Here is a 17,731-nt window from a genome sequence, read left to right as displayed (position 1 = left end):
CTCAAAGATTTTCTAATCGACACTTCTAAAGCAAACAAGTTGCTGCAACTCAATTTTTAAAACGTACCATCCAAATCCTGCCTTCCAATTATGGTCATGATTTCAATAATGTCTTTGTTTATTTTGTAGTAAATAGAATCAGAGCCGCAAACACAACGTCGATAGCCTTTTTTTATAAAATCAACCGACTCAAATGAAAATGGTCTTTGGGCAATAATCTCAAAATAGTCGAAAAAAGAATCATAATATTTATCTGCTTGGGCAATCCCAAATTTTTTTACTCCGTAATGATGAATTCTAATTAAGTCCTCTTTTGCAGTATTACTTATCCTATATTTAGCCATTAAGTTGGCTTTTTGATTGCTTTAGAATCTTAGCTTTAGAATCTGAAGTAAACCCACTATTTTCAGCACGTTTAAGTTTGGTTCTAATCCAATCAATTTCAACTTGCTGATGTCTGGCTTGTCTTATTAAATCGTTGACGAGTTCACTTTTGCTAGAGTATTCGTTACTGTCAACTTGCTCTTTTAGCCATGCGTCATTGGGTTTTGTAAATGATATACTTTGCCTTGCCATAATATTGAGTTTTGATGTAAATTTACACCAAAAGTGAATCATAAACAAATTTTATAATTCTGTTTTTCAATGTTAGTTGAGCCTACAGTTTTGCTATTATTGAGTATTAGACTGTTGTTTTAACTCAATACTAAGATGGATTACTTCTGTTTTTAGTTCCTTGGAGAGCAAGTAACACAAGCCTGATTGATGCCCTAAAATATAGGGAATATACATCATTAATGCCGTCATAATTAAATCAAATACTACCAATGTAAGGTTTGGCAAAATTTTTGACTAATTTTGCATATAAATCAAAGTAGAATACAATTAAAATAAATATTATGGCATTAGAAATAACAGATGCAACGTTCGAAGAAACAGTATTAAAGAGTGATAAACCAGTAATGGTAGATTTTTGGGCAGCTTGGTGTGGTCCTTGTCGTATGGTTGGTCCAATCATTGACGAAATTAGCACAGAATACGAAGGTAAAGCTGTAGTTGGTAAGGTAGATGTTGATGCAAATCAAGAATTTGCTGCTAAGTATGGTGTAAGAAATATACCTACGGTATTGGTATTTCAAAATGGTGAAGTTGTTGGTCGCCAAGTTGGAGTTGCACCAAAAAATGCATATTCAGACGCTATCGACGCACTTTTATAGTCTATACTCTAAAAGAAATGATAAAAGGTTTGCCAATACGGCAAACCTTTTATAGTTTGGGCATGTCTTAGGTGTTAGGCAAGTGGAATTAGGTGATTAGGGTATAAAAACTAGTCGGTTTGCACAAAACAAAACACAAGTAGCAAGTTCCTTCCCTCTGGGAAGGTTAGGATGGGCATATGGATTTACAACTAGAACTCAATAAAGCAGGAGGTTTTAAAAACCTAGAATTGTTAGCAAAGCAAGTCGTTGAAGGCTTTATTGCTGGTATGCACAAAAGTCCCTTTCATGGGTTTTCGGCAGAATTTGCTGAGCACAAAATTTATAATCAAGGAGAAAGCACAAAGCACATCGATTGGAAATTGTATGCAAAAACCGACCGTTTATATACTAAGCGTTATGATGAAGAAACCAATTTAAGATGTCATCTCATAGTAGATAATAGTGGTTCAATGCATTATCCAGAAACTGCTGGCACGTCTATAGATAGTCTTAATAAAATTGCATTTTCCGCTTTGGCAAGTGCGTCGTTAATGCATATTTTAAAAAAACAACGCGATGCTGTTGGCTTAAGCCTGTATAGCGATACTTACGATTTTTATGCGCCAGAAAAGGGTAGTGAGCGTCATCACCAAATGCTTTTAAATAAATTAAGTGAAGCCGTAGTATCTCGACCAGATACAAAAACCACAGAGACTTATAGGTATTTACATCAAATTGCAGAGAAAATTCATCGTAGATCATTAATTTTTGTGTTTACGGACATGTTTCAAACCTCAGAAGATGACGAAAAATTATTTGAAGCATTAAGGCATTTAAAACATAATAAGCACGAGGTTGTATTATTTCATGTATTTGATAAAGCCAAAGAACTCACTTTTGATTTTGATAACAGGCCAAAGCGATTTATTGATGTTGAAACAGGTGAGTATATTAATCTCTATGCTGAAAATATAAAAGACACTTACAAAAAAGCTGTTAATGAATACTTTAATAATCTAAGGTTAAAGTGTGGTCAGTATAGAATTAAGTATGTAGAAGCAGATATAAATGCAGGATTTAATCAGATACTCACTACATATATGGTAGAGCGACAAAAATTTGTGTAATAAAAAAAGTCTTTTTTTTTAATTTTTGTTTGCGATATTAAAAATGCAATGTATATTTGCCCTCGCAATTACGCAACGGTCTGGTAGTTCAGCTGGTTAGAATGTCGCCCTGTCACGGCGAAGGTCGCGGGTTCGAGTCCCGTCCAGACCGCTAAAATTGCTTAAAAGCTCTGAGAAATTGGAGCTTTTTTTGGCAATAGAAAGATGTTGTGTTGTTCCTGAAGTAAAATTCAGGACGTAGTAATATCAAAGTTAATTTTGATATTCCAATGAAAGGCTTTCCTTTTTTCTGAATAAGAAGATTGGGATGCTTTTTTGTTTTTAGTAGATTTTGTGATTTTAGTTGAAAGGTTATATTTATCGGTTTTCAACACGTTATAAACAAAATTTATGTATTTAATCGATAAATAAATACATTTAATCGATGAAATTTTTGGTAGTAATGTATTTAAGTCTATATTCGTAGTCCTTCTTAAGTCCTCAAATCGCTTATCAAGGAAAATTTTAATCCATTTTACTGTTAGACTTCACTGTCTAGAAAACGTCCCTCGTTTTATTTTTAGTACAATTTTAGGTTAAAACCTAACAATAGTTAATTATCCATACCCTCCCTCAACGTAATGTTTATCGTTACAAATTTTAATATTGACTATTTAATAAACCCTAAATTGATACTTATGAAGACCCTTAAAATTACTTTAGCTTTAGTTGCTGTTTTATTATTAACTGTATCTGGAGTGCAATCCGAAAATGTTGTAGTGGATAACGAACCTACTTATAAAAACTACAGCCCAAAAGATTTGTTAGCTGTGGACAAGAAAAAACTTAAAGTAGAAAGTCAAGGTTAGTTTTTTTGCTTTCCTTATGAAATATTAAGCTCTCGCCTATAGACGAGAGCTTTTTTTATGATGTGAATTTTAATTATCTAATTTTAACCTATTTTTGAAGTAAAATGTTAAACATTGATAAGATATCTATTTTTCTCAATACTATGCTTGCATTTGCATTTATCCACAGTAAGTGCTCAAAATAAATCAATAGATTCTATTAACGAACTTATTGATAAGTCAAAAGATAAAAACTTAACTGTAAATGAAAGATTAACATTTGCTCTTAAGTCTTCAGAAATTGCAAAAAGGATAGATATAGATTCCATTATTCTTAGGGCTAACAGAAACTTATCTATGCGATATTTTGAAGCCGAAAAGTATGAAAAGTATATTAATTTAAATAGAGCTAACTTTGAATTAGCAACCAAGATAAACGACTCTTCAGCAATAACAGTAGCAGGATCTAATTTGGGTTCGCTCTATAGGTTTTATCAAAAAAATGATAGTTCTTATTATTATTATTCTCAAGCATTAAAGTACTATTCCCCAAATGATGTTTCAGAACCTAAAGCCACAGCATTACTTTATTTGGCAGATATTCAGCAGGTAGAGAAAATATATGCTGGAGCAGAAGAAGCTGCTATAAAATCTATCATTATTCTAAACAGGCTTCCTGAAACTCAAAATCGCTTAGATAAATTATGGAATGCATATAATTTAATGGGTATTATATCTAGAGAGTCTGGTAATTTTCCTAAGGCTTTAGAATACTATGAAAAATCAAATTTTTATGCAAAAAAGATAAAAAATGGATTTATAAATGAGGTCTATTCTATCAATAACAAAGCTTATGTTTATCGGCAAATGGGTGAATTTGAAAAGGCAATAGAACTTTATGAAAGCCTCTTGGAATTAAGACCAAAATATGAAAATGAAGACCCTACCTTTTATCCAACCATACTAACCAATATCGCAGCTACAGAATTAGAATCTGGAGATTATAATTTTAATTCTGTTAAGAATAAGCTTGGCAAATCATATGATTTAACCAAAAAACTTGGTGATGATATTTTAAGAATGAATGTAGCATTACATACTTCTAAATTATATTTTAAGGCCAATCAAATAGACTCAGTATCTAAATATGCCAATGAAGCTTTAGATATTTCTTCTAGTGTTTTTGCAAATGAAGTGAAACTAGAAGCTCTTATGATTTTGTCTCAAATTACAGAAGGTGAAAAAGGAAAAAAATATTTAAGAGAGCATATAAGAATTACCGATAGTTTGATAACTGAAGAGAGAGGTATTAGAAACAAGTATGCCAGGATTGAATTTGAAACAGATCAGTTAGAGGCAGAAAACGAAAAAATTGAAGCAGAAAACAAACAAATCTCCAAAGAAAATCTATATCTCGTCATTTTGTCTATTGGATTACTGTTAACAGCTATTCTTATATATGTTTTGATATCGCAACGTGCAAAAAACAGAAAGCTTAAACTAATTCAGGTACAACAAAAAGCCAATGAGGATATTTATAACCTTATGCTTAGCCAACAAGACAAAGTAGAAGAAGCAAGAGCTAAGGAGAAAATAAGAGTATCAAAGGAATTGCACGATGGTGTACTTGGGAGGCTTTTTGGCACACGCCTAAGTTTGGATAGCATAAATTTTAAAGAAGGCAAGGAGGCTATGATGAATAGAGCAAATTATATAGCTCAGCTAAAAACTATTGAAGAAGACATTCGTAAAATTTCTCATGAACTAAATACTGATTTTGTTTCTGGAGCTGGTTTTATGAACATTGTGTCAGAACTTATTGAAAACCAAACACAAGCTTATGGCTTAAAATATAATTTCGATTATACAGATGATATAAACTGGGACACTTTATCCAATAAAACCAAGATTAATATCTACAGAATCATTCAAGAGTCTATGCAAAATATTTATAAACATGCTAATGCTAATGCTATAAAAATTAGTATTTCATTAGAAAAAAATGTAATTTGCTTGGATATCATTGATGATGGAGAGGGATTTGATACCTCTAAAAGTAAAAAGGGTATTGGGTTAAAAAACATGATGTCTCGTGTAGATGAGATTAATGGAAAAATCACCTTTACCTCTCAATCTGGAAATGGTACAGTAGTTAATGTTAAGATTCCCTATACAAACCAATCGACATGAAATGAGCCATAATAAATCTTTATATCAAATGAGATAATTTTTGGCGAATTCCATCTGATCAAAAAAAATAAAAGAGACAGATGAAACATATTAACATACTCATGGTAGATGATCATCCAATAATCATTGAAGGCTACCAAAATGTGTTAATGGCAACAAAAGATGATGATCAAACCTTGCTAATTGATACAGCCAATAATTGCGACACTGCTCAATTAATGATTAACAGAGCTTCTAAAGGAACTCCCTATGATGTTTGTTTTTTTGATATAAGTTTACCTCCTTCTGAAGATGGTAGGTATGCTTCCGGTGAAGACCTTGCACTTTTGGCTAAAAAAGTGCTTCCAGATGCTAAGATTATTATTCTAACGATGTTTAATGAGTCGTTTAGGATTCATAATATTATAAAAGAAATTAATCCTGATGGATTTCTTATAAAAAGTGATTTAACATCCATGGAATTGGCAGACGCTTTTCAGCAAATTCTTAAGTACCCACCATATTACAGTAGTACGGTTAATAATTATGTAAAAAAGACCATTACTAGTGAAATTTATGTGGATGATGTTAACCGAAAAATACTTCACTTATTATCCCAAGGCATAAAAACTAAAAGCCTCAGTGAATACATACCACTTTCTACAAGTGCAATAGAAAAGCGTAAAAAACAGCTTAAATTATTGTTTTCTGTAACCGACGGAAAAGATGAAACGTTATTACAAGAAGCTAGAGAAAAGGGCTATTTGTAAAAAAAGTACATTTTTATTCGATGAAATGCATGTGAAAAAATGCGCTTAGGGCTTGTTAATGCTACAAACTACGGTTTTCACGTAAAAAGTTTGTGGTTTTACCTCAGCAAAAAGTTATAATAGCAACATATATTTGCTAGAGTCAACAAGAATTAATTAATCCCTTTAAGTAATTGTTGAGTTAATAGCAAGAAAACTAAACCTAGTTACATTTCTTTGTAACTAGGTTTTTTTCTTGCTTAAATTTTAATACCAAGGGGCATTATGTTCTGAGAGTTTTAGGATAAAGAATCCTAAAAATATAATAGCTACGATAAACTTTAAGAATGTTGAAGCTATAAAGCCTAAAAACGATCCAAAAGCAGCTTTTAAAGCTTTTTCTATATCGTTTCTATGAATCATTTCTCCTATAAGAGCACCAACAAAGGGCCCAATAATAATTCCAAACGGAATAGGAGATAGTATACCAATAATTAATCCTAGTGTAGTGCCAATCATCCCAGCTTTACTACCACCAAAACGTTTAGTTCCTATAGCAGGAATAATATAATCGAGCACATAAATAAAAATTGCTATTAGTAAGGTGCTGATTAAAAAAGTTTGACTCAATTGTACACCTTCAGTAAAATGCAATACCAAAAGTCCTGCCCAACTGGTAAGTGGTCCAGGTAACACAGGTAAGAAGCTTCCTATAATACCTAGTATCATTAAAAGTAGTGCTATTAGCACCAAAAAAATTTCCATATAAATAATTTAAATTCATTTATATGACGCAATAAGCAAGCCAAAGTTACAAGTTTTTAACTAAAAACTTAGTTGAAACTAATTTTTTAGTTATATTAGCAAAGTGATTTAGAAAAAATCACATTGCGTATCCTGAATTTATTTCAAGATCTCGTTATAATTTAAGTATAGAATCTCATTAAAATCTATGAGATTCCGAATCAAGTTTAGAACAAATGAAACAGTTAACAAAAGCAGAAGAGGAGATAATGCAAACCTTATGGCAACTAAAAAAAGCCAATGTAAAATCGGTTATAAAAGTACTGCCAGAACCCAAACCAGCATATAATACGGTTTCTACAATCATTAGAATTTTAGAGTCCAAAGGCTTTGTGGATTATGAAAAGCAAGGCAAAGGACATGTTTATTTTCCTATTGTTGCGAAAGAAGCCTATAGCAATCAATCTATAAATAAATTGGTGGATAATTATTTTCAAGGCTCATTTAAAAGTATGGTGTCTTTTTTTGTTCAGAAGAATGATGTCGATGTAAAAGATATAGAAACACTATTGAATGAAATTAACAAAAACAAGAAATAATGCTTTACACTATAGTTCAAATTATTGCTTTTCAAGCTTTGTTTTTATTGGTTTACGATTTGTTTTTAAAAAGAGAAACCTTTTTCAATTACAATAGAGCTTATTTGCTGCTAACCTCAGTATTGTCATTAGCATTGCCATTTATCAAGTTTCCTGAACTGAAAAAAATAGCGGCAAAAGAATTCGTTATTCAATTGCCAGAAGTATTTATAGGCACAAAACCTCCTACAGAATATGAAATATTAGTGGCAGAACAAGCAGGTATTGTTATACAGCAACCACAAACACCACTATGGTTGGTAATTTTATATTGTGGTATTGTAGTTGCGACTATAATTTTTCTTATCAAAATGTCTAAACTGTTTTGGTTAAAGTACAATAATCCAAAGCGTTGGTATGGCAATGTTCTTATTGTAGCACTGGTTAAAAGTAGTGCAGCATTCTCTTTTTTTAATACGATTTTTTTAGGAGAACGTATTCCAGAATCCGAGAAGACAACAGTATATAAACACGAATTGATTCATGTAAAAGAAAAGCACAGTATTGACTTATTGTTTTTTGAAATTTTAAAAATCCTATTCTGGTTCAATCCATTAGCATATATGTACCAAAACAGAATAAAGGAACTACATGAGTTTATAGCAGACGCAAAAGCCGTTAAGCAAAATGGAAAGGCAGACTACTATCAAAGTTTACTTAATCAGGTTTTTGATGTCTACAATGTGTCCTTTACCAATACATTTTTTAAAAAATCATTAATCAAAAAACGAATCGCTATGTTACAAAAATCTAAATCAAAACAACAGCATTTAATGAAATATGCTTTATTGATTCCATTAGTTTTTGGGATGTTAATCTATACGTCAACCGAAATTAAGGCACAAGAAAAAACTGAAACTCAGCAAGAAGTTAGTCAAGAATTAACCGATGAAGAATTGATAGAAAAGTATTATCAAGAACTTATGAAACTGAAAAAGGATGGAGTGCCTTTTCTTGAAATAGCTAAATATTCTGGGATTACTGAGAGACCATATGATAAGTATATTGTATCTAGAGAAGAGTATTTAAAGACTAAAGCCTATTTAAAATATCTGGCCAACGATATGATTGCAAGAAAATCAGACAACGGAACACTGACACAAAAAGACATGGAAACGGCAGAACTCATGAGATTAGAGCCACATAGGAGTTATGAAGAATATCGTGAATGGGCAAAAACAAAAGAAGCCAAAGAATTATGGGAATCAAATATTAGAGATGGTGAATTAAAACTTTTTGTTGAAGATATACTTAATAAAACAGCTGACGAAGAAAGGAGATATAACGCCATGTTAGATCAATTAGAGAATGATAAAACCGTTGAGAAAGTAATTATTACAGATGGCAAAAGCACATTGATTTTAGATGATTATAAGTCTAATAAGACTGATAAAAACCAGATACAGTCCGTAGAAGTCCCATTCTCAGTAATTGAAGAAGTGCCAACATTAGTTGAGTGTAAAGACTTACCAACAAATGAGGATCGCAAATATTGTCTAAGCAATTATATACAAAAACACGTCAGCAAAAATTTTAATAAAGCTATAGCAGATACTCTAAATTTGGAAGGCAGACAACGTATTTTCGTTTCCTTTAAAATAGATAAAATGGGGGATATATCTTCTGTTCAAGCCAGAGCAGCACATCCAGCTCTGGAGGATGAAGCCAAACGTGTTATAAAAAGCCTACCAAGATTTATTCCAGGAAAACAAAAGGGTAAAGCTGTTGTTGTACCGTATTCTTTACCAATTGTGTTTCAGGCTACAAATGGAAGTCCCAAAACACAATCTATAAAAAAGGACTCTATTGAAAACACACCAAAATACAAAGCATTTATTGAGAGACTTAAAGAAACTAATGCATTGCCAGATGATAGAGATGAACAGTTTGAGATGTATAAGATGTATATTATTGATAGTTTAATACAAGTTGAACAAGAATATTTAAAATCAAACCGTCATAAATTGAATAAAAATGATAATGTGCCATACAGTGTCATTGAAGTTGCACCTATTCATCCACAATGCAAAACCATTTCAAGCGAAGAAGAACGTAAAAAGTGTACGTCTGCAGAAGTTCAAAAGTTTGTAAGTAAAAATTTCAACACAAAATTGCCAGACAAATTAGGGCTTTCAAAAGGTCAAAAAAGAATTTTCATACAATTTGTAATCAATGAAATCGGACAAATTGTAAATGTAGGAGCACGAGGACCTCATCCTGATTTAGAAGCTGAAGCAATTCGTGTAATTAACTTGTTGCCACAATTTACTCCGGGAAAACAAAAAGGTGAAAACATAAAAGTAGCCTTCAGTTTACCTATTACATTTCAAGTCAATGATTAATTAAATTAAAGCATGAAGTTAATTTTTGCCCTTATCTGCATTTCTATAAGTCTAAACACTTATGCTCAAAATTCCAAAAACACAGCAGATATGCTCTTTGCCAAAGGAAATTTTACAAAAGCTATTGAAGCTTATAAGTCTATTAAGAATTTAGATGAAGTGTACGACAAAATTGCAAAAGCCTACATAGCCATTGGTAACTATGGTAAAGGATTGGAATATTATAAAAAGGCACTAACAGCGCACCCAGAAGATGCACTTTTAAAGTACGAATACGCACAACTCTTAACCAAAACTAAAAATTATGAAGTTTCAAATCAACTTTTTAGAGATTTGATAAAAACAGACATTCTCAATCCCAATTACCATTATGAGTTAGGCTTAGTTCTAGAAAAACAGAGAGATACAACGTCATTAGATGCGTATAAAACCACTTATAATTTAGATTCAACGCACCAAAAAGCAATTTTTAAAATTGCTAAGCACAGTCTCCAAAAACGAAAGTTTGAAGATGCTCATAAATTAATTGACAAAGGTTTAGAAAGCTATGATCAAAATATTGAACTTATAAGCCTAAAAGCCCAAGCTTATTATCATCAAGAGTATTACACACATTCGGTTGTGTGGTTTAAGAAATTGCTAGAATTAGGCGAAGCTTCAGAGTTTATACATGAAAAATTGAGTTTGAGTTATGCGGAGAATTCAGATTATGAAGATGCTATTTATCATAGAAAGGAAGCTTTAAAGTATAATCCTTACGATGCTAATGCTATCTTTGTTATTGGCACCTACTATGAGCGTTTGAATAATTTTGAAATGGCTGAGGAGTATGTTTCAAACGCATTAAAAATTAAAGATGTATCCTTGTCTCATGAGTATCAACGTTTGGGGACAATTTTGAATCGTCAGAAGAAATATGAAAAAGCCATTAAGGCCTTTCAGAAATCTTTAAAAGAAGATCCAAGTAATATAATGTCCGAGTTCTTTTTAATTAGAACAAAAGACGAATTTTATGCAGATATAGATTCTAAAATAAAGTTGTACGAAGACTATCTTAAAAAGAAAGAAAAAAGCCCTTTTAAAACCTATGCGGAAACGCGACTCAAGGAACTTAAACAAGAAAAATTTATAGAACAAGACTAAAATCGCAAAAAATCGTACATTTCGGTATCAAAATGTGCTAATGAACCGAATAGCTTTTCTTTTATTGATTGTTCTTTTTACCTCTTGCGATTACTTTGAAAAGCAAAAAGTAAATTCTGAAGATTTACTGGAGGAAGAACTACAAACCTTCAATTGGAACGATGTTGACACTTACCCAACCTTTACCAGTTGCGATTCTATTACGGTTAAGGAAAAAAGTAAGGCTTGTTTTCAAAACACACTTTTATCTCATGTAAACAGCTATTTGCAATCACAAAACATAGTAGTTGCAGATGATGTAAATGACACCATAAGATTAAAACTTATTATTGATAATAAAGGATTTTTGGAGGTTAGCACTATAAAAATAAAACCCGAAACACAACTTTTAATTCCAGAGATTGACAGTTTACTTCGTCAGAGTTTAAAAGGAATTCCAAAAATTTATCCAGCAATTAAACGAGGCCAGCAAGTCACCACAGCTTTTGAATTACCGGTAATTGTAAAGATTGATTAGTTTGACACTAAACACTAGTTACTAGGTATTTCTTTGCGTCTTAGCAAGAACACATTTCAAAACCGTATTGCCAATTTTTGCATCAATCTTAGCACTTCTATGTACAACCAAATAAGTGTTGCCAAAAGTCCCCAAGTTGCAACCCATTCTTTATACTTTGGTGCTTTATTTTTGTAGCGTTCTATATAATCAAAGTCTAGTAGTAGCGCAAAAGATGCCACGATAGCTGCCAAAACATTAAAGCCAATTGCAAACCAAGAGGTTCCCCAGATATACGTTTTTATATCAAAAAAACTTAATATCCAAGAGATGAGATAGACTACCATTATACTAACTGTAGTAGTTATAATAACGCTGCGTAATTTTTTGGTAACCACAATAATACGTAGTTGGTATAGTATAAGCATTACAAAAAATGTAACTATGGTTACACCAATAGCTTGGTAAGGTAGCTCTGGAAAATTACGATGTGCATAAGAAGAAAATCCACCTAAAAAGAAGCCTTTTGCAACCATATAAAGCGGAACTAATATATGTGCCCAATTCTGTCTAACAGAAATTAAAACACTTATAACCACAGCTCCCAACATGCCACCTAATGTAAACCATCTCATAGGCATACCTTCTTCATTAAGTTTCCATAAGTAAGCTGTTATTGCTGCAATAATTAAAATTCCGAAAATGGATTTAAAAAAAATGCCTGCTACAGACATGGTTTTAGTGGACGATTTGCCATCATCCCAAAAATAGCCATTAAAAACAGGGTTAGATGTTTTAAAATTTCTTAAGCTCATGACTATAAATTAAATTTATAACCCAAGGCAATATCTGTAGAGAAGTTACCTTGATTATCTAACAATAAGGCAAATAATTCTCCATAAATGATAGTAATATAACTGTTGGCACCAACTTTAATATCAGACCCAATTCCAAAAATAAAAGGAATATCAAAAGAGGTGTTACTTTGGTCAACTTCCATATCGTCTTCATCAATAAATGTGACGCTAGAAAAATTAATAGTCGCCATTTTCATTTGACCATAAATAGAAAAAGTCTCTTTATTTATAAACCTAAAGCGATAACCCAATGAAAACTCTGTAGTGCTATACGGAAAGTCATCACTGTCAAAGGTATGTCTGGCTTGTAAAAAACCAGAATGTCTAGGTAGCGCATTGGCCTCAAAAATTTCCAATTCAGCACCAATCATTGGTACTTTTTTATTGTCTGGATTTCCAACAAAAGGGTTGTTGGTTAGTCCGCCAGAAAAGCCTAATCTAAATTGTACGTTACTTTCAGTTGGGCTAGAGGTGTAGTTAGAATCTACAGTTGCATTGTATGCGTCAATATAGTTTCTTAGGCTATAAAGTGTTAATTTTAATTTATCAGTTGCCTTGCCATTGGTCAACTCACTCAGCGTTGTTTTGTATTCTTCCTGGTACTTGTTATCAGTATTTTTTGTGTTTTTTAGTTCTGTAATTGTACCATTTTCAGTTCTTACAAAATAACGGTATTGTCCATCAATTGTGTTCCAGAGTAAATCTAATTTACCATCGATTTCGGTTTTAAGTTCAAGAGTTTCACCATTTATGGTATAGCTTTCTTGACTATAGTTGAATTGGAAAGTAAAGCAAAGCAAAGCAATTAAAATGAGTTTTTTCATCTCTTGTAAGGATTTGGTTTTAGTAAAGCTACCAAAAATATTCAATATGCTATTATTTTTTAAATGTTCTTCCTTTCCATTGATAGGATTTTATAAAGGATAATAGAACAATATAAACACTAAAAAAAGGATACAATACACCCGAAAATATGTAAGAAAGCAATAATGTTTCCTGTTTAAAAAAGCGTGAAGCTTTAAACAATAGCAGAAAATCAATAGCGAATTTAATCACTAGTAATGCTAATGCGATTCTCATGGGTAATACGTTTAAAAATACCATAGGTATAACAACAACACAAAAGAGATTAGCCACAAAAACGGTTAAGCCAATACATTTTGAAAACACATTAGGATTTTGACTTGTTTTTGATGCCCAACGTAAGCGTTGCTGTATTAACTGTAGAAAATTACCAACAGGATTTGTGGTTACAATCGCTTGGGCAGTTTTTAAGTAAACAACCTTTTTTTTGTCGAGTTTTTTAAACTTTTCCATTAAGAAAATATCATCACCACTTGCAATATTTGTATTGCCTTCAAAACCGTTTAAGGCCTTAAAAACCGATTTCTGATAACCAAAATTAGCACCATTACAAAGAAAGGGTTTGCCAATACCAAAACTGCCTATTGTTGCACCTTGCAAGCTTAAAATATCTAAAGTCTGAAAGCGATTAAAAAAAGCGTTTATACTATTTAATTTAACAGGGCCAACAATACAGTTTGGGTTTTTAGTTTGAATCATTTCGTCAAAAGCATCTAACCAGTATTTTGGTAAAATACAATCAGCGTCAGTAGTAATTATCCAATTGTATTTTGAAACTTGAATAGCTGAGGTAATAGCATCCTTTTTTGGTGCATTTGAAACTCTTTTATTATTTAAAATTGATATGTCGCCTTGAGCAAGGTCGATAGGTTTTGTGGTAATAAAAGAATGAATGATTTTTACTGAATCATCACTTGATTCATCATCGACCAAAATGACTTCAAACAAGTTTTTAGGATAATTTAATTGAGAGATTGACTCTAATAATTTCGGTAGATTTTTAGCTTCATCTCGAAACGGAATGATAACCGTAAATTTTGTTCTGGGTTCTAAATCCTGAAGCTTAAAATCTTCAACCTTATCAAAACCATAGATAAGACTTCCAATTAAAAAAAGGTAGAGAATGATAACTGCTATGCTGACTGATGTTACTATCATTCTTCAATTTTTGGGAGTTTAAAATTTAGGACAAAATAGCTTCCAAATAAGCTAGGAAGTGCAAAATTTAATAACCACATTATAGTTATAATTGATAAAATAGTAAGTTCGTTAACTTCAACAAAACCAAACAAAAAAACCGCAACACTTCCTTTTATAACCACATCAAAAATTGAAATAGATGGCACTATAGAAGCTAAAAAGTACATACTGGTGATTAAAACCATAGCTCTAGAATAATCTACATCAACACCAAAAATTGTAAGCAGATAATAAAACTGAAATGAAAAAATTAAATAGCGAATTAGTGAAAGCGATAGGTTAGTTAAATGGGTTTGAGAAGGCATACGTTTTATATATTCCAAAATACGATTAATAGAATACCCTTTAATACTGAAACGCTTATATTTTATTCCAAAAACTGCAAAAAGGCTTAGCATAATTAATAAAAACCCAAATCTTACAACCTTGTAATAATCAACATCTATTTGGTAACGATTCACAAATATGATAAAGCCAACAACACCAAATAGCGTTGTGATGGTCATTTGTGCCATATTGCCTAAAAGATTTAGTAATACAATACGCTTTCTAAATTGCTTAGCATAATAAGCAGCCTTTGCGCCATAGTCTCCTATGCGGTTCGGAGTAATTAGTGATGCGGTTAGACCTCCTAAACTCTGCTCTAAAGCATCTTTAAAGGAGATATTTTTAATAGTTTTTACTAAATGCTTCCATTTAAGAATTTCAAAAACCCAATTAAAAATGCTTAAAAAGAATAAAAAAAGGATGTTTTTTGTCGAAAAAGTATCATTTTCTTTTAAAAATGCCATAAACTCACCGAATTGTAAATTTTCATTTTCAGCAAGTTTTGAATAAATAAAATAAAATGCACCAACAACAATGCTTATCTTAATAAGTACAAAGAAGAATTGCTTAGTTTTGTATGGCACATCATAATGCATGCTACAAATTAAACTAAAAAGTAACAGATGCAGCAATATTTAAAACAATACATTTTTTTTACGTTTATTGTGTTATTCACGTTAAACAGTAATGCACAATTTAAGGACACAAGCAAGTGGAAAGCATTATTTGCAGTAGGACTAAACTACCCAACAACCGATGGTTTTGTGGATGGTGCCTATGCACAATCGTTAAATTTTCCTACCGTTAACATAGGTGTTCAGCACATGTTTAAGAGTACTTATGGAGTTAAATTGGATTTTGGCTTTAACCGTTTCAAAAACGATGACGATGCGCCCGAATTTAAGGTAAATTATTCCCGTATTAATGCACAATTTGTTTTTGACCCTTCAACACATTTAGGGTTTTTACCACCAAGATTAAGAACCATTTTGCATGCAGGTCCTGGTTTTAGTTTTGTAAAACCACTAGGTAATTTGGGAGATAATAAACAGTCGTATTTAAATTTATTAGGTGGTTTAGAAGTGCATTATGCCATTAGCGAAAAGGTTTCGGTTTATGTAGATACAGCTTATATTTATGGTTTAACCTCTTTAGATGAGTACGATCCTGTTTTGAGTGGATTAGGAGCATTTAATGGCAGTGTATTTAACCTTACCTTTGGTGTAGCAGTTTCATTAAGTGGCTGCCAGTTTTGTGATTAGTGGAATGGGTAAAGAAAAAATAATATTAGGTATAGATCCAGGAACAACTATAATGGGCTTTGGACTCATAAAGATTGTTGGTAAGCAAATGCAGTTTATGCAACTTAATGAACTACAGCTTAAAAAATATGATGACCATTACCTAAAACTTAAACTCATTTTTGAACGCACTATAGAACTAATTGACACCTATCATCCAGATGAAATAGCCATTGAAGCTCCTTTTTTTGGTAAGAACGTACAAAGTATGCTAAAGTTAGGAAGAGCACAAGGTGTGGCTATGGCAGCAGGCTTATCTAGGGAAATACCCATAACGGAGTACTCGCCAAAAAAGATAAAAATGGCAATAACTGGTAATGGAAATGCCAGCAAAGAGCAAGTGGCTAAGATGTTACAAAGCTTATTACAATTAAAGGAATTGCCAAAAAATCTAGATTCTACAGACGGTTTGGCAGCAGCAGTTTGTCATTTTTATAACCAAGGAAAGGTTGAGGTTGGTAAGAGTTATACTGGTTGGGCAGCGTTTGTAAAGCAGAATGAGAGCCGTGTAAAAAAGCCCCTTAATCCCCAGAGGGGAAAGTAAAGTGTGATGTGTAACGAAAATTTTTCAGTTAGGAGTGAGAATTCTTCCCTTCAAGGGAAGCTAGAAGGGGCTGGAGGCATCTACATCCACATACCATTCTGCAAGCAAGCTTGTCATTATTGCGATTTTCATTTTTCAACCTCGTTAAAAAAGAAGGACGACCTTGTTAGTGCATTAACAAGAGAATTGGAACTTAGAAAAAACGAATTCAAAAACACTACAGTTGAGACGATATATTTTGGAGGAGGAACACCAAGCTTATTGTCTAATGATGAATTACAAGTGCTAATTGATTCGGTTTACAAGAATTATAAAGTTGCTGAGCACCCAGAAATTACTTTAGAAGCCAATCCAGATGACTTGTCTTCTCAACGCATAAAAGACTTTGTAAATACACCAATCAACAGACTTAGTATTGGTATTCAATCCTTTTTTGAAGCCGATTTAAATTTGATGAACAGAGCACACAACGCCAACGAAGCAAAAGCCTGTTTAGAAGCGGCTACAAAACATTTCGATAATATTTCACTCGATTTAATTTACGGAATTCCTGGTGCATCAAATGAGCAATGGATGGAAAATATTGAGATAGCGCTTGGCTTTAACGTACCTCACATTTCAAGTTATGCGTTAACGGTTGAGCCAAAAACAGCTTTAGCTGCATTTATAGAAAAAGGAACAATTGAAGACGTTGATGATGAGCAAGCACATGAGCAATTTCATATTCTAAAAGCCAAATTGGAAGCTTCAGGTTTTGTGCATTATGAATTATCAAATTTTGGAAAGGAGAACTATTTTAGTAAAAATAATTCGGCCTATTGGCAAGGAAAATCCTATTTAGGTATTGGGCCTTCCGCTCACTCATTTAATGGCAAACAACGTGGCTGGAACGTGAGAAACAATTCAAAATATATTAAAGCGATTCAACAAAACAATTTGCCTATAGAAATTGAAACATTAACCCTTACGGATCAGTACAACGAGTATATAATGACGGGTTTGCGAACCATTTGGGGAGTTTCATTACCAAAAGTTGAAAAGGATTTTGGTATAACATTTAAGAATTACCTAATTGAGCAGTCAGATGTTTTTATAAATCAACATTTATTGTATATTGATATTGATGATGAGCATTTACGCGTCACCAAAGAAGGACAATTTTTGAGTGATGGCATTGCTTCTGAACTGTTTAAAATAAACTAAA

The 17,731-nt window shown here is 32.2% G+C and carries 19 protein-coding genes and 1 tRNA gene; 13 read left to right on the top strand and 7 right to left on the bottom strand.

Annotated elements, in window-relative coordinates:
• Positions 1 to 56: 56 nt before the first annotated feature.
• Both ACFFGA_RS01035 and ACFFGA_RS01030 read right to left on the bottom strand, forming a co-directional pair.
• Positions 57 to 344 carry a type II toxin-antitoxin system RelE/ParE family toxin gene (locus tag ACFFGA_RS01035; RefSeq protein ID WP_386058384.1) on the bottom strand — a complete coding sequence of 96 codons (288 nt, stop codon included), beginning with the start codon at positions 342 to 344 and terminating at the stop codon, positions 57 to 59.
• On the bottom strand, positions 337 to 576 hold the full coding sequence (locus tag ACFFGA_RS01030; protein ID WP_386058381.1) for a ribbon-helix-helix domain-containing protein: 240 nt from the start codon (positions 574 to 576) through the stop codon (positions 337 to 339). The genes ACFFGA_RS01035 and ACFFGA_RS01030 overlap by 8 nt, the downstream gene beginning before the upstream one ends.
• A 323-nt stretch (positions 577 to 899) precedes the next feature.
• Between ACFFGA_RS01030 and trxA the strand changes: the two genes are divergently transcribed.
• The 6 genes from trxA to ACFFGA_RS01000 all read left to right on the top strand — a co-directional run bounded on the left by trxA (position 900) and on the right by ACFFGA_RS01000 (position 6,092).
• Positions 900 to 1,217, top strand: coding sequence for a thioredoxin (gene trxA / locus ACFFGA_RS01025; RefSeq protein ID WP_386058378.1), 318 nt, complete (start codon positions 900 to 902; stop codon positions 1,215 to 1,217).
• A gap of 179 nt (positions 1,218 to 1,396) precedes the next feature.
• Positions 1,397 to 2,326, top strand: a complete 930-nt coding sequence (locus tag ACFFGA_RS01020) for a DUF58 domain-containing protein (RefSeq protein WP_386058375.1) — start codon at positions 1,397 to 1,399, stop codon at positions 2,324 to 2,326.
• A gap of 77 nt (positions 2,327 to 2,403) precedes the next feature.
• Positions 2,404 to 2,477: transfer RNA gene (locus ACFFGA_RS01015), tRNA-Asp, on the top strand.
• A 526-nt stretch (positions 2,478 to 3,003) separates the two neighbouring features.
• On the top strand, positions 3,004 to 3,174 hold the full coding sequence (locus ACFFGA_RS01010; RefSeq protein WP_386058372.1) for a hypothetical protein: 171 nt from the start codon (positions 3,004 to 3,006) through the stop codon (positions 3,172 to 3,174).
• A 114-nt stretch (positions 3,175 to 3,288) separates the two neighbouring features.
• Positions 3,289 to 5,343 carry an ATP-binding protein gene (locus ACFFGA_RS01005; RefSeq protein ID WP_386058370.1) on the top strand — a complete coding sequence of 685 codons (2,055 nt, stop codon included), beginning with the start codon at positions 3,289 to 3,291 and terminating at the stop codon, positions 5,341 to 5,343.
• 80 nt (positions 5,344 to 5,423) lie between these two features.
• Positions 5,424 to 6,092 (top strand): response regulator, encoded by a 669-nt coding sequence (locus ACFFGA_RS01000; protein WP_386058367.1) that lies wholly within the window; start codon positions 5,424 to 5,426, stop codon positions 6,090 to 6,092.
• Positions 6,093 to 6,338: 246 nt separating this feature from the next.
• On the opposite strand, the gene ACFFGA_RS00995 is transcribed toward ACFFGA_RS01000, so the two are convergent.
• A complete protein-coding gene (locus tag ACFFGA_RS00995) occupies positions 6,339 to 6,836 on the bottom strand; it encodes a DUF456 domain-containing protein (protein WP_386058365.1) in 498 nt (165 codons plus the stop codon).
• A 215-nt stretch (positions 6,837 to 7,051) separates the two neighbouring features.
• Here ACFFGA_RS00995 and ACFFGA_RS00990 point away from each other — a divergent pair, with 215 nt between their 5' ends.
• Genes ACFFGA_RS00990 through ACFFGA_RS00975 form a run of 4 tightly spaced genes read left to right on the top strand, consistent with a single transcriptional unit; the run spans position 7,052 to position 11,455 of the window.
• The gene (locus tag ACFFGA_RS00990) at positions 7,052 to 7,414 is read left to right on the top strand and encodes a BlaI/MecI/CopY family transcriptional regulator (protein ID WP_386058362.1); all 363 of its coding nucleotides are present in this window, start codon (positions 7,052 to 7,054) and stop codon (positions 7,412 to 7,414) included.
• Positions 7,414 to 9,795, top strand: a complete 2,382-nt coding sequence (locus ACFFGA_RS00985) for an energy transducer TonB (RefSeq protein ID WP_386058359.1) — start codon at positions 7,414 to 7,416, stop codon at positions 9,793 to 9,795. Before ACFFGA_RS00990 ends, ACFFGA_RS00985 begins: the two co-directional genes overlap by 1 nt.
• A gap of 12 nt (positions 9,796 to 9,807) precedes the next feature.
• Complete coding sequence (locus ACFFGA_RS00980; RefSeq protein ID WP_386058356.1) at positions 9,808 to 10,938, top strand: tetratricopeptide repeat protein; 1,131 nt, start codon at positions 9,808 to 9,810, stop codon at positions 10,936 to 10,938.
• 40 nt (positions 10,939 to 10,978) lie between these two features.
• Positions 10,979 to 11,455, top strand: coding sequence for a hypothetical protein (locus tag ACFFGA_RS00975; RefSeq protein ID WP_386058353.1), 477 nt, complete (start codon positions 10,979 to 10,981; stop codon positions 11,453 to 11,455).
• 56 nt (positions 11,456 to 11,511) lie between these two features.
• On the opposite strand, the gene ACFFGA_RS00970 is transcribed toward ACFFGA_RS00975, so the two are convergent.
• From ACFFGA_RS00970 to ACFFGA_RS00955, 4 genes are read right to left on the bottom strand one after another with little or no spacing between them, the layout of a single operon-like run.
• Positions 11,512 to 12,249 carry a Bax inhibitor-1/YccA family protein gene (locus tag ACFFGA_RS00970; protein ID WP_386058350.1) on the bottom strand — a complete coding sequence of 246 codons (738 nt, stop codon included), beginning with the start codon at positions 12,247 to 12,249 and terminating at the stop codon, positions 11,512 to 11,514.
• Positions 12,250 to 12,251: 2 nt separating this feature from the next.
• Complete coding sequence (locus ACFFGA_RS00965; RefSeq protein WP_386058347.1) at positions 12,252 to 13,115, bottom strand: hypothetical protein; 864 nt, start codon at positions 13,113 to 13,115, stop codon at positions 12,252 to 12,254.
• Between the two features lie 52 nt (positions 13,116 to 13,167).
• Positions 13,168 to 14,313, bottom strand: a complete 1,146-nt coding sequence (locus ACFFGA_RS00960) for a glycosyltransferase (RefSeq protein ID WP_386058344.1) — start codon at positions 14,311 to 14,313, stop codon at positions 13,168 to 13,170.
• A complete protein-coding gene (locus ACFFGA_RS00955) occupies positions 14,310 to 15,278 on the bottom strand; it encodes a lysylphosphatidylglycerol synthase domain-containing protein (RefSeq protein ID WP_386058341.1) in 969 nt (322 codons plus the stop codon). The genes ACFFGA_RS00960 and ACFFGA_RS00955 overlap by 4 nt, the downstream gene beginning before the upstream one ends.
• Positions 15,279 to 15,305: 27 nt before the next feature.
• Between ACFFGA_RS00955 and ACFFGA_RS00950 the strand changes: the two genes are divergently transcribed.
• Genes ACFFGA_RS00950 through hemW form a run of 3 tightly spaced genes read left to right on the top strand, consistent with a single transcriptional unit; the run spans position 15,306 to position 17,730 of the window.
• Complete coding sequence (locus ACFFGA_RS00950) at positions 15,306 to 15,944, top strand: cell envelope biogenesis protein OmpA (RefSeq protein ID WP_386058338.1); 639 nt, start codon at positions 15,306 to 15,308, stop codon at positions 15,942 to 15,944.
• 4 nt (positions 15,945 to 15,948) lie between these two features.
• Complete coding sequence (gene ruvC, locus ACFFGA_RS00945; protein ID WP_386058335.1) at positions 15,949 to 16,527, top strand: crossover junction endodeoxyribonuclease RuvC; 579 nt, start codon at positions 15,949 to 15,951, stop codon at positions 16,525 to 16,527.
• A gap of 6 nt (positions 16,528 to 16,533) precedes the next feature.
• On the top strand, positions 16,534 to 17,730 hold the full coding sequence (gene hemW, locus ACFFGA_RS00940) for a radical SAM family heme chaperone HemW (protein WP_386058333.1): 1,197 nt from the start codon (positions 16,534 to 16,536) through the stop codon (positions 17,728 to 17,730).
• Position 17,731 lies beyond the last annotated feature (1 nt).

It is taken from the genome of Winogradskyella pulchriflava (assembly GCF_042434315.1).
In the GTDB taxonomy this organism is placed as follows: Bacteria; Bacteroidota; Bacteroidia; order Flavobacteriales; family Flavobacteriaceae; genus Winogradskyella; species Winogradskyella pulchriflava.
Note: the sequence above shows the minus strand (reverse complement) of the source record. Positions and strands in the feature narration are given on the sequence as shown.

Excerpts from the sequence above, each read along its gene's own strand:
- ACFFGA_RS01035 (WP_386058384.1), bottom strand. The coding sequence starts at position 344 with ATGGCTAAATATAGGATAAGTAATACTGCAAAAGAGGACTTAATTAGA.
- ACFFGA_RS01030 (WP_386058381.1), bottom strand. The coding sequence starts at position 576 with ATGGCAAGGCAAAGTATATCATTTACAAAACCCAATGACGCATGGCTA.
- trxA (WP_386058378.1), top strand. The coding sequence starts at position 900 with ATGGCATTAGAAATAACAGATGCAACGTTCGAAGAAACAGTATTAAAG.
- ACFFGA_RS01020 (WP_386058375.1), top strand. The coding sequence starts at position 1,397 with ATGGATTTACAACTAGAACTCAATAAAGCAGGAGGTTTTAAAAACCTA.
- ACFFGA_RS01010 (WP_386058372.1), top strand. The coding sequence starts at position 3,004 with ATGAAGACCCTTAAAATTACTTTAGCTTTAGTTGCTGTTTTATTATTA.
- ACFFGA_RS01000 (WP_386058367.1), top strand. The coding sequence starts at position 5,424 with ATGAAACATATTAACATACTCATGGTAGATGATCATCCAATAATCATT.
- ACFFGA_RS00995 (WP_386058365.1), bottom strand. The coding sequence starts at position 6,836 with ATGGAAATTTTTTTGGTGCTAATAGCACTACTTTTAATGATACTAGGT.
- ACFFGA_RS00990 (WP_386058362.1), top strand. The coding sequence starts at position 7,052 with ATGAAACAGTTAACAAAAGCAGAAGAGGAGATAATGCAAACCTTATGG.
- ACFFGA_RS00985 (WP_386058359.1), top strand. The coding sequence starts at position 7,414 with ATGCTTTACACTATAGTTCAAATTATTGCTTTTCAAGCTTTGTTTTTA.
- ACFFGA_RS00980 (WP_386058356.1), top strand. The coding sequence starts at position 9,808 with ATGAAGTTAATTTTTGCCCTTATCTGCATTTCTATAAGTCTAAACACT.
- ACFFGA_RS00975 (WP_386058353.1), top strand. The coding sequence starts at position 10,979 with ATGAACCGAATAGCTTTTCTTTTATTGATTGTTCTTTTTACCTCTTGC.
- ACFFGA_RS00970 (WP_386058350.1), bottom strand. The coding sequence starts at position 12,249 with ATGAGCTTAAGAAATTTTAAAACATCTAACCCTGTTTTTAATGGCTAT.
- ACFFGA_RS00965 (WP_386058347.1), bottom strand. The coding sequence starts at position 13,115 with ATGAAAAAACTCATTTTAATTGCTTTGCTTTGCTTTACTTTCCAATTC.
- ACFFGA_RS00960 (WP_386058344.1), bottom strand. The coding sequence starts at position 14,313 with ATGATAGTAACATCAGTCAGCATAGCAGTTATCATTCTCTACCTTTTT.
- ACFFGA_RS00955 (WP_386058341.1), bottom strand. The coding sequence starts at position 15,278 with ATGCATTATGATGTGCCATACAAAACTAAGCAATTCTTCTTTGTACTT.
- ACFFGA_RS00950 (WP_386058338.1), top strand. The coding sequence starts at position 15,306 with ATGCAGCAATATTTAAAACAATACATTTTTTTTACGTTTATTGTGTTA.
- ruvC (WP_386058335.1), top strand. The coding sequence starts at position 15,949 with ATGGGTAAAGAAAAAATAATATTAGGTATAGATCCAGGAACAACTATA.
- hemW (WP_386058333.1), top strand. The coding sequence starts at position 16,534 with ATGTGTAACGAAAATTTTTCAGTTAGGAGTGAGAATTCTTCCCTTCAA.